Below are 10,113 nucleotides of genomic sequence, written 5' to 3' on the forward strand. Positions count from 1 at the left end.
GTAACGGGATGGTAAGGAGGGAATGTGTTTGAACAAGGGACGTGTGTTACAGGTGATGGGGCCCGTTGTCGACATCCAGTTCGAGCGCGGCCACTTGCCTGAAATCTACAACGCCATTCGCATCGAACATCGGGCGAGGTCGGAACATGAGCGGGACATCAACCTGACGGTGGAAGCGGCGGTACACCTCGGCGATAACGTCGTCCGTTGTATTGCGATGGCTTCCACGGATGGTTTGGTACGGGGAATGGAGGCCGTGGACACCGGCAAGCCCATCAGCGTGCCGGTTGGGGAAGCCACATTGGGCCGCGTCTTCAACGTTCTGGGCGAGCCGATTGACAACGCGGGCGAGGTGAAGGCGACAGAGTACCACCCGATTCACCGGCCTGCCCCTTCGTTTGAGGAACTGTCCGCCACAGAGGAGATTCTGGAGACGGGGATCAAGGTGATTGACTTGCTGGCTCCCTATGCGCGCGGTGGAAAGATCGGTCTCTTCGGAGGAGCCGGCGTGGGGAAAACCGTCTTGATCCAGGAACTGATTCACAACATCGCCCAGGAGCACGGCGGCTTGTCCGTCTTTGCGGGCGTGGGCGAGCGGACGCGCGAAGGGAACGATCTTTATCACGAAATGCGGGAATCCGGCGTCATTTCCAAGACGACGATGGTGTTCGGCCAGATGAACGAACCGCCTGGCGCCCGCCTGCGCGTGGCCTTGACCGGGCTGACGATGGCGGAGTATTTCCGCGACCGGGAAGGCCAGGACGTGTTGTTGTTCATCGACAACATTTTCCGTTTCACACAGGCCGGTTCGGAAGTATCCGCGCTGTTGGGACGGATTCCTTCGGCGGTGGGTTACCAGCCGACGCTGGCGACGGAAATGGGACAGCTGCAGGAACGGATCACCTCGACCAAGAAAGGGTCCGTTACCTCGATCCAGGCCATTTACGTGCCGGCTGACGACTACACCGACCCGGCGCCGGCGACCACCTTTGCTCACCTGGACGCGACCACAAACCTGGAGCGGAGCATTGCGGAAAAAGGGATCTACCCGGCTGTGGACCCGCTGGCATCCACATCCCGCTTGCTCAATCCGGCCGTGGTTGGGGAAGAGCATTACCGGGTGGCCCGGGAAGTACAGCGGATTCTGCAGCGTTACAAGGAACTGCAGGACATCATTGCCATTCTCGGCATGGATGAACTCTCCGACGAGGACAAACTGATCGTGCACAGGGCCCGCCGTCTGGAGCGCTTCCTTTCGCAGCCGTTCCATGTGGCCGAACAGTTTACCAATATTCCCGGCAAATACGTGCCCGTCAAGGAGACCGTCCGCAGCTTCAAGGAGATTGTCGAAGGAAAACACGACGACTTGCCTGAGGAAGCCTTCCTGATGGTGGGCACCATTGAAGAGGCGGTCGAGAGAGCGAAGCGGATGGCACGATGAGCACGGTACAATTTGATCTGGTTACGCCGGAACGGACGGTCATCAGTCGGCCAGTGGAGATGGTGGTGGCCAAGACCACGGTCGGGGAAATCGGCATTTTGCCTGGACACGCCCCCCTGGTTGCCAACCTGGCCATTGACATCTTGCGGATCAAAGAGGCGGAAGAGACGCACGAATTGGCGGTCCATGGCGGATTCCTGGAGGTGACCCCGGAAAGGGTGGTCGTCCTGGCGGAGGCGGCCGAATTTCCGGAGGAGATCGACGTCGACCGTGCCCTGGCTGCGAAGGAGCGGGCAGAGCGGCGGCTCGCGGAGAAAGGTTCGGAGGAGATCGACTTCAAACGGGCCGAGCTTGCGTTGCAGCGCGCCATGAACCGTCTCAAACTGGCCCGCAAGTAAGGCCTGTCGTCAGAGCAGGTGCCTCTCCATGAAAGGGGCGCCTGCTTTTTTTCCGGGGTCGTGATTAGACACAAAATCGTCAATTTGTTATAATGGGAGCGGAAAAATTTAACATGGTTTAAAATGTACAGGAAACTGGAATGACAATAGGTGAGGACCTACCAACAGAAGATCGCACCAGTCAGCGATTTGCGAACGGCCAATGGGGGGAAGCCATGGACACATATCTCAACAGTTACTTGATGCTCTCCGTTTTTTTGCTGTTGAGCATCTTTCTGCCAATCGCGGCTTTGTTTGTGGGACGTCTTTTGAGACCCAGCAACCCGACGCCGGAAAAGCAAACCACGTATGAAAGCGGTGTCGACCCGAAGGGAAAAAGCTGGGTGCGTTTTCATGTTCGTTACTACATGTTTGCCTTGTTGTTCGTGCTTTTTGACGTGGAGGCGCTGTTCCTGTTGCCATGGGCGGTCGCTTTTGACCAGTTGGGATTGTTTGCGTTCATCGAAGCCGTTCTGTTTGTCGTTCTGCTGTTCATCGGTTTGGTCTATGCCTGGAAGAAGAAGGTGTTAGAATGGGTTTAGAATTGGAACTGGAAGGGCTGGATCTGGAGGAGCTGCAGGCCGCTGAGGAGTTAAAGCGGAATGTTCTTTTTACGACCGTGGAACAGATCAAGGCGTGGGCGCGCAGCAACTCGATGTGGCCCTTGACGTTCGGCCTGGCCTGCTGCGCCATTGAGATGATGAACGCGGGCGCACCGCATTACGATTTGGACCGGTTCGGCGTGATCTTCCGGCCGTCGCCGCGACAGTCTGATTTGATGATCGTGGCCGGGACCGTGACGAAGAAGATGGGACCGCTGCTCCGGCGGCTGTACGATCAGATGCCGGAACCCAAGTATGTGATCGCGATGGGTTCCTGCGCCACGGCAGGCGGGCCCTATGTCCGTTCCTATGCGGTGGTCAAGGGCGTGGATCAGATTGTGCCGGTAGACGTGTATATTCCGGGCTGCCCTCCCAATCCGGCGGCGTTGATATACGGAATCAAGAAATTGCAGTATAAAATCCGCTACGAGGCGCGAACCGGAAAGAAGGTGACCGACGGATGAGCCGGGAAGAGGACACCAAGCGCGCACCGCAGCCGGAAGAAAAGGCGGAGCGGGCGCCGGCGGGACAAGAGGAAAAAGCGACAGCCGCCGCGGCGAATGAAACGGGCGAAGCCGGTGGGGCTGAGGCGGCGCGCGGCGCGAGTGAAGCAGGAGGCGCAAGTGAAGCGGACGGCGCAAGTGAAACGGGTGGCGCGAGGCAAGCGGGCGGAACGGATGCCGGCGAGGTAACCGAGAAGCTGGCCAGAGAGCGGGATGGAAAGCCTGGTGCGGGCGCCCGCGGGACGACGGCCAGCCAGGTGGATGACCCGGAAACGGACAAGACTCCCCGTCCCCAGACCGCGTCGCCGCGTCAGGAAGCGAAAGCCCCGGCGAGAGGCCGTGCGGCAGGAGCGCCGAGGGCAGGCGCCGGCAAGCAGGCGGAAGAGAAGCCGGAGAAACCCTCGCCCAAACAACCCTGGTTAGACAGGCTTGTCGGGCGGCTCAAGGAGCGGTTTGGCGAGGGTGTGGTGGAAGAGGCGTTGATCAACCGCCTGAGCCAGGATCGGCCGACCCTGGTTGTGAACAAGGAACACTGGCTGGAGGTGGCCCGTTTCCTCAAGGAGGATCCGGAGCTTTCCTTTGTTTACCTGAGTGACATTGTGGGTGTCGATTACGTTCAATACATGGAAGTGGTGTACCACCTCGTCTCCATCGCGCACCGTGAACACCTCACCGTGAAGGTCAGGACGGATCGGGAAGAGCCAAGCGTTCCTTCGGTGGTTTCCGTTTGGGCAGGAGCAAACTGGCAGGAACGGGAGGCGTACGATTTGCTGGGAATTCGGTTTGCCGGGCACCCCGATCTGCGCCGTATCATGCTGCCGGAGGACTGGGTGGGCCATCCGCTGCGCAAGGATTATGAGCCGTATGACATCGAGATTTAGCGCGTGTGCCGCTGGTGGACGAGTTGGAGGTGTACGGAGATGATTCGGACCGAAGAATTGACGTTGAACGTGGGGCCCCAGCATCCCAGCACCCATGGCGTCTTGCGTCTTGTCGTGACGTTGGATGGGGAGCGGATCACGCATGTGGAGCCCGTCGTCGGCTATTTGCACCGGGGAACGGAGAAGTTGGCGGAAGATCTCAATTTTACCCAGATCATTCCTTATACCGACCGGATGGATTATCTGGCGGCGATGTTGAACAACTATAACCTGGTACATGCTGTGGAAACGTTGATGGGCTTGGAGATCCCCGAGCGGGCAGAGTATTTGCGGGTCATTACCATGGAGCTGAACCGGGTGGCAAGTCACCTGGTTTGGTTTGGGACCTACCTGCTGGACATCGGGGCGTTAAGTCCATTTCTTTTTGCTTTCAACGAGCGGGAGACGATTCTCAATCTGTTCAATGAACTGTGCGGGGCGCGCCTGACCTACAGCTACATGCGCGTCGGCGGTGTCAAGTGGGATGCGCCGGAGGGCTGGCTGGAGAAAGTGGCGCAGTTTGTCCAGCGCATGCGCCAGAAAGTGGACGAGTTTCACACGCTGGTCACGGGGAACGAAATCTTCCTCTCCCGGATGCGCGGGGTCGGAAAGTATGACGCGGAGACGGCCCTGGCCTTTGGGCTGAGCGGGGTCAACCTGCGTTGTACCGGGGTGAATTACGACATCCGCAAGTTCAAGCCCTATTCGATCTACGACCGGTTTGACTTTGAGGTTCCCCTTTCGGAGGAAGGGGATTGCTATGCCCGGTATATGTTGCGCCTGGAGGAAATCCGGCAGTCCTTGCGGATTGTGGAGCAGGCGGTGGCGCAGATTCCGGATGGGCCGATCATGGCGAAGGTGCCGAAGATGCTGCGTCCGCCCAAGGGTGAAGTGTTCACCTCCATCGAGGGGGCACGGGGAGAGCTGGGTTGCCACATTGTCAGCGACGGCAAGGACCGGCCTTACCGGATCAAGTTTCGCCGTCCTTCCTTTGTGAACCTGCAGATTCTCCCGAAATTGGCCGTGGGCCTTTCGATGTCCGACTTTGTGGCGGTTCTCGGTGCCATTGACATTGTCCTTGGGGAGGTGGACGGCTGATGATCGACTGGCTGCACCAGCCGATGACGTTCGGCACTTTTGTCTGGATGGCGCTTTTCGCGGTGTTGCTGCTCGTCATCGTGCTCGGATTTGTCACGTATGTCATCTACTTCGAGCGGAAAGTGATCGGCTGGATTCAGCTGCGGCACGGACCGACGCAGGTGGGGCCGTTCGGGCTCCTTCAGACACCGGCCGATGTGCTGAAGCTGCTCCTCAAGGAGGACATCATCCCGAAGCTGGCTGACAAGCCGCTGTTCATCCTGGCCCCGGTGCTCGCCTTTGTGCCTTCTTTCACGGTCGTTGCCGTGATCCCGTTTACGGACGCCATCGGTTTTACGGACACCAACGTGGCCCTGCTGATTTACATCGCGCTGAGCGGCATTACCATCCTGGGCATCCTGCTTGGGGGGTGGGCTTCCAACAACAAATATTCCCTGCTCGGCGGGATGCGTTCGGCTGCCCAGATGATCAGCTACGAAATCCCCCTGCTCCTCTCGGTGCTTGGGGTGGTTGTGATGGCCGGCACGATGAATCTGCGCGGCATCGTGGAATACCAGCAGCAGATGGGCGTTTGGTTTGTCGTTCCTCAAATCATCGGGTTCCTGATCTTTTTGATCGCCGCCAATGCGGAGATGAACCGCTCGCCTTTTGACCTGCCGGAAGCGGAATCGGAGCTGGTGGCCGGGTATCACACGGAGTACAGCGGTTTCCGCTTCGCCATCTTCATGCTGACGGAGTATGTGTACATGTTTGCCATGTCCTCCCTGATCGTCGTGCTGTTTCTCGGCGGCTGGCTGCCGCCTTTGCAATGGGTGCCGGGCCTGCAGTTTTTGCAGGCGGTTCCGGGAATCATCTGGTTTCTCCTGAAGTTTGTGGCGGTCGTCTTTTACTGGATCTGGCTGCGGGCCACGATGCCCCGTTTCAAGACGGAGCTGCTGATGAAGTTTGCCTGGAAGGTGCTGCTTCCGGTCAGCCTGCTGAACCTGGTGGCGACGGCCCTGATCAAGGCCATGGTTTGAGAACGTGTTTTGAAAACGTGATTCGAAAATCGGAAGGTTTTCCATCTGGAGGTGGAAAAAATGTCAGCCATTCCCGGCTTTATGAAAGGCCTGGGGTATACCTTCAAGCAGATGTTTGAGCAGAAGTCCACCTATGATTATCCTGACAAGCCGCTGGAGATGCCGGAGCGTTTCCGCGGCATCCAATACCTGGATGTGGACAAATGCATTGTCTGTCTGCAATGCGAGCGGATCTGCCCGACGCAGTGCATCGACATTCAGGGCAAGCCGAATCCCGCAGGCAAGGGAAAGGTGCTGGAGAGTTTTGACATCAATTTCGAGATCTGCATCCTCTGCGACTTGTGCACGGAGGTTTGCCCAACGGAAGCCATCCTGATGACCAACAACTACGAGCTGTCCGTCTACAGCCGTGACGAATTGTTCAAGGACATGAAATGGCTGAGCGAGAATGACACAAAGATCCGCCGAGGTGACGCTTGAATGGACTGGACCCTGATCGCCTTTTTCGTCCTGGCCATGGTCGCCATCGGCGGGGCGCTCTACATGCTCAACCTGTACAAAGTGGTACACATGGTGGTGGCGCTGGCTTTTACCTTTTTCGGACTGGCCGGCATCTATGTGTTGCTGGAGGCGGAGTTTATCGCCTTTGCCCAGATCATGGTGTATTCCGGGGCGATTACCATCCTGATGATCTACGGAATTATGATGACGCGCCATGATGCGGAAGACATCCCCATCCGCCGCCCGGTGCACACCTTGTTTGCCGTGGCGGGTGTTGGGGGGCTCTTCGTGTTTCTCCTGTATGGGATTATGACCACCCCATGGCAGGCGCCTGCGGACAAGCCGCTGGCGGAGAACAACGTCAAGGAGCTTGGGCTGGCGCTGTTCAACAAGTACGTGATCCCCTTTGAACTGGCGGCAATGATGTTGTTGGCGGCATTGGTCGGGGCCGTTGTCTTGGCCAGACGGGAGGTGGAGGATTAGATGGTAAATCTGGCGTCTTATCTGTCCATTGCGGCGATTTTGTTTTGTCTCGGATTGTTCGGCGTGCTGACCAAGCGCAATGCCGTGATTGTCTTGCTTTCCATTGAGCTCATGCTCAACGCCGTCAACCTGAACCTGGTGGCCTTTTCCAAATACGGCCTGTTTCCGGGACTGGACGGCCAGGTGTTCACGTTGTTTTCTCTCACGGTGGCGGCAGCCGAAGCGTCGGTGGGGCTGGCCATCCTGATTGCCCTCTTCCGAAACAGGGGCACGGCTGAGGTCAACGAGATGGATTTGATGAAGAGGTGATCCCGATGACCGCATATATTTGGCTCATACCGGTACTTCCGCTGCTGGTCTTTCTTTTTCTGATCGGATTCGGCAGCAGGCTCAAGCAGGCGGCAGGGTATCTTGCCTCTCTGGCGGTTGCCGTCTCGTTTGTCCTCTCGTTGTACGTCCTGGCCGAACAGTGGATGATGGCAGGGTCTTTCGTGCGGCAGGTCAGCTGGCTGACGGCGGGGGAGACGACGTTCTCGGTCGGTCTGGAAGTGAACCGGCTCAATGCGCTGATGCTGGGGATTGTCAGCTTTGTCAGCCTGTTGGTACATATTTACTCGCTGGGTTATATGCAGGGCGATGAGCGGTACGGCACCTATTTCGCCTACCTGGCGCTGTTTACCTTTTCCATGCTGGGGCTGGTGATCTCTCCCAACCTGTTGCAGACCTACATTTTCTGGGAGCTGGTAGGCCTGAGCTCGTTCTTGCTGATCGGTTTCTGGTATTTCAAGCCGGAGGCGCGTGAGGCGGCCAAGAAGGCGTTTCTGATGACGCGGGTGGGCGACGTGGCCCTTTTTGCCGGGATGATCCTGCTGTTCTGGCAGGTGGGTTCCTTCCAGTTCAGCGAAATTTTCGCGGCGGTGGATGCGGGAAAGATCCCGTCCGGGATGGTGACCCTTACGGCCATCCTGATCTTTATTGGCGCGATGGGCAAATCGGGACAGTTTCCGCTGCATACGTGGCTGCCGGATGCGATGGAGGGACCGACGCCGGTCAGCGCATTGATCCACGCAGCCACCATGGTGGCCGCCGGGGTGTACTTGGTGGCGCGGACCTATCCGTTGTTTGAGGCGTCAGAGACGGCGCTGTTGGTGGTTGCGGCAGTGGGCGGTTTTACGGCCATTTTTGCCGCTTCCATCGGCCTTGTGCAGACGGACATCAAGCGGGTGCTGGCCTATTCGACGGTCAGCCAACTGGGCTACATGATGTTGGCTCTGGGAGCGGCCGGATATACCGCGGCCGTCTTTCACCTGGGCACGCACGCTTTTTTCAAGGCGCTGTTGTTCCTCGCCGCGGGCGCAGTGATTCATGCGCTCCATACGCAGGATATCCGGGAGATGGGCGGTCTCTGGCGGAAGATGCCGCTGACCGGATGGGTGTTTTTGATCGGGGCGCTGGCCATCTCGGGAATTCCTCCGTTTGCCGGCTATTTTTCCAAAGAAGAGATCTTGCTGGCCACCTGGGAGAGCGGCCATCCCTTTCTTTTCTGGCTGGCGCTCGCCGCCGTCTTTTTCACCTCCTTTTACATGTTTCGCCTGTACTTCATGGTGTTTGCCGGTGCGCCGCAAAAGGAGGGACTGATCCGGCCCATCGGCCGCGAGATGTCGGTACCCATGATTATACTGGCCATTCTGAGCGTCGTCGCCGGATGGGTCAACACGCCGTGGAGCCACGGCCTGGCCAGTTGGCTGAGCGCGGATCAGTTGACCGCTTCCTATGCGGCGCCCACGTTCAACGGCTGGATTACGGTCCTGTCTGTCCTGCTGGCGTTGGGTGGCATCGGGCTGGCCTTCCTGATGTATTACCGCGAGGCATTGTCGCCGGCGCGTCTGGCTGACCGGTTTTCTGCGGTCTATCAGGTGTTGCTGAACAAGTACTGGATTGATGAACTGTATCGGGTGACGGTGGTTTGGCTTGCCGTTCAGATGGGCAGACTGTTGCAGTGGATTGACCGCTGGATCATTTCCGGTCTGGTGGCGCTGGCAGGGATGCTGGCCGCGGGTGTGGGCCGGCTGGGGGCGGGCTTGCAGACAGGACAGGTGCAGACCGCCCATCTGGTCAGCGTGGTGGGACTGGTCGTCCTGCTTCTGATCTTGACCCTGGGGGGTGTCTGGCTGTGATGCTCTGGACAACGGCACTGTTGCTGTCGCCGCTGCTTGGCATCCTCATCCTCACCTTTCTCCCGCGGGAAAGCAAGCGGCTTTTGCAAACGGTGGGCGTACTGGTTGCGCTGGTGCCGCTGGTGCTTGCGTTGCTGATGTATGCCCAGTTTGACCGGGATGCCGAAGGGATGCAGTTTGACGGCTCAGTCCCTTGGTTTGCGATCCCTATCCCGGGGGGGATGGGGCAAGGATTTGTCTTTGAATATACGGTGGGCGTTGACGGGCTGTCGATGGCGCTCATCCTTTTGACGGCCATCGTCAGCTGCGTGGTCGCCCTTGCGGCGGTGCACCTTGCAGAGCGGGTGAAAGCGTTCCTGATGCTGCTCTTCCTCCTTGAGGCGGGGCTTTTGGGAACGTTTGTCTCCCTGAACCTGCTCCTGTTTTTCCTGTTCTTTGAGTTGGTGATTGTGGCGATGTATTTTCTCATCAGCTTCTGGGGTTTCAGAGAACGGGAGTCGGCCGGCATTCAGTTTCTCCTCTATAACGGGATTGGGTCGCTGATATTGCTTTTGGCCCTGATCGTTTTGTTGTTACATACGGGGACGCTGGATTTTCTGCAATTGCAGTCGATGCTGGGGAATGAACAGTACCGGACGATGGCAGGTCTCGGCGATCCGCTTCGCTGGGGCGTGCTCCTGGCCATCCTTGCCGCTTTTGCGGTCAAGTTGCCCGTGGTGCCGCTGCATACCTGGATGATTCGGGTGAACCAGGAAGCGCATCCGGCCGTCGTGATGCTGGAATCGGGACTGGTGTTGAAGATCGGCGGGTACGGAATGATGCGCCTCGGCGTGGGGCTGTTCCCCGATCTGATGGCCAGTCTGGGGTCCCTCTTGGCCATCCTTGGTCTGGTGAACCTGTTCTACGGCGGGTTTCTCGCGCTCGTCCAGCAG

At 58.3% G+C, this 10,113-nt stretch carries 11 protein-coding genes and 1 pseudogene; all 12 read left to right on the forward strand.

Annotated features, from left to right (window positions below):
- Positions 1-28: 28 nt before the first annotated feature.
- Entirely contained in the window at positions 29-1,441 is a 1,413-nt protein-coding gene (locus BAA01_10145; protein ID OUM85056.1) for a F0F1 ATP synthase subunit beta, read from the forward strand.
- On the forward strand, positions 1,438-1,839 hold the full coding sequence (locus BAA01_10150; GenBank protein OUM85057.1) for a F0F1 ATP synthase subunit epsilon: 402 nt from the start codon (positions 1,438-1,440) through the stop codon (positions 1,837-1,839). Before BAA01_10145 ends, BAA01_10150 begins: the two co-directional genes overlap by 4 nt.
- A gap of 215 nt (positions 1,840-2,054) precedes the next feature.
- The gene (locus BAA01_10155; GenBank protein OUM85058.1) at positions 2,055-2,420 is read left to right on the forward strand and encodes an NADH:ubiquinone oxidoreductase subunit A; all 366 of its coding nucleotides are present in this window, start codon (positions 2,055-2,057) and stop codon (positions 2,418-2,420) included.
- A complete protein-coding gene (locus BAA01_10160; protein ID OUM85059.1) occupies positions 2,411-2,944 on the forward strand; it encodes an NADH dehydrogenase in 534 nt (177 codons plus the stop codon). The genes BAA01_10155 and BAA01_10160 overlap by 10 nt, the downstream gene beginning before the upstream one ends.
- Complete coding sequence (locus BAA01_10165; GenBank protein ID OUM85060.1) at positions 2,941-3,864, forward strand: hypothetical protein; 924 nt, start codon at positions 2,941-2,943, stop codon at positions 3,862-3,864. Before BAA01_10160 ends, BAA01_10165 begins: the two co-directional genes overlap by 4 nt.
- Positions 3,865-3,903: 39 nt before the next feature.
- Entirely contained in the window at positions 3,904-5,001 is a 1,098-nt protein-coding gene (locus BAA01_10170) for an NADH dehydrogenase (protein ID OUM85061.1), read from the forward strand.
- Positions 5,001-6,020, forward strand: coding sequence for an NADH-quinone oxidoreductase subunit H (locus BAA01_10175; protein ID OUM85062.1), 1,020 nt, complete (start codon positions 5,001-5,003; stop codon positions 6,018-6,020). Before BAA01_10170 ends, BAA01_10175 begins: the two co-directional genes overlap by 1 nt.
- A 69-nt stretch (positions 6,021-6,089) precedes the next feature.
- Positions 6,090-6,500 carry an NADH-quinone oxidoreductase subunit I gene (locus BAA01_10180; protein ID OUM85076.1) on the forward strand — a complete coding sequence of 137 codons (411 nt, stop codon included), beginning with the start codon at positions 6,090-6,092 and terminating at the stop codon, positions 6,498-6,500.
- Entirely contained in the window at positions 6,501-7,004 is a 504-nt protein-coding gene (locus BAA01_10185) for an NADH:ubiquinone oxidoreductase subunit J (GenBank protein OUM85063.1), read from the forward strand.
- Positions 7,005-7,313 (forward strand): NADH-quinone oxidoreductase subunit K, encoded by a 309-nt coding sequence (locus tag BAA01_10190; GenBank protein OUM85064.1) that lies wholly within the window; start codon positions 7,005-7,007, stop codon positions 7,311-7,313. It begins immediately after the preceding gene.
- A 5-nt stretch (positions 7,314-7,318) separates the two neighbouring features.
- Positions 7,319-9,181 (forward strand): NADH-quinone oxidoreductase subunit L, encoded by a 1,863-nt coding sequence (locus BAA01_10195; GenBank protein OUM85065.1) that lies wholly within the window; start codon positions 7,319-7,321, stop codon positions 9,179-9,181.
- Positions 9,181-10,113 (forward strand): annotated as a pseudogene (locus tag BAA01_10200) (hypothetical protein). Before BAA01_10195 ends, BAA01_10200 begins: the two are co-directional and overlap by 1 nt.

It is taken from the genome of Bacillus thermozeamaize (assembly GCA_002159075.1).
GTDB lineage: Bacteria > Bacillota > Bacilli > ZCTH02-B2 > ZCTH02-B2 > Bacillus_BB > Bacillus_BB thermozeamaize.

Excerpts from the sequence above, each read along its gene's own strand:
- BAA01_10150 (OUM85057.1), top strand. The coding sequence starts at position 1,438 with ATGAGCACGGTACAATTTGATCTGGTTACGCCGGAACGGACGGTCATC.
- BAA01_10155 (OUM85058.1), top strand. The coding sequence starts at position 2,055 with ATGGACACATATCTCAACAGTTACTTGATGCTCTCCGTTTTTTTGCTG.
- BAA01_10160 (OUM85059.1), top strand. The coding sequence starts at position 2,411 with ATGGGTTTAGAATTGGAACTGGAAGGGCTGGATCTGGAGGAGCTGCAG.
- BAA01_10165 (OUM85060.1), top strand. The coding sequence starts at position 2,941 with ATGAGCCGGGAAGAGGACACCAAGCGCGCACCGCAGCCGGAAGAAAAG.
- BAA01_10170 (OUM85061.1), top strand. The coding sequence starts at position 3,904 with ATGATTCGGACCGAAGAATTGACGTTGAACGTGGGGCCCCAGCATCCC.
- BAA01_10175 (OUM85062.1), top strand. The coding sequence starts at position 5,001 with ATGATCGACTGGCTGCACCAGCCGATGACGTTCGGCACTTTTGTCTGG.
- BAA01_10185 (OUM85063.1), top strand. The coding sequence starts at position 6,501 with ATGGACTGGACCCTGATCGCCTTTTTCGTCCTGGCCATGGTCGCCATC.
- BAA01_10190 (OUM85064.1), top strand. The coding sequence starts at position 7,005 with ATGGTAAATCTGGCGTCTTATCTGTCCATTGCGGCGATTTTGTTTTGT.
- BAA01_10195 (OUM85065.1), top strand. The coding sequence starts at position 7,319 with ATGACCGCATATATTTGGCTCATACCGGTACTTCCGCTGCTGGTCTTT.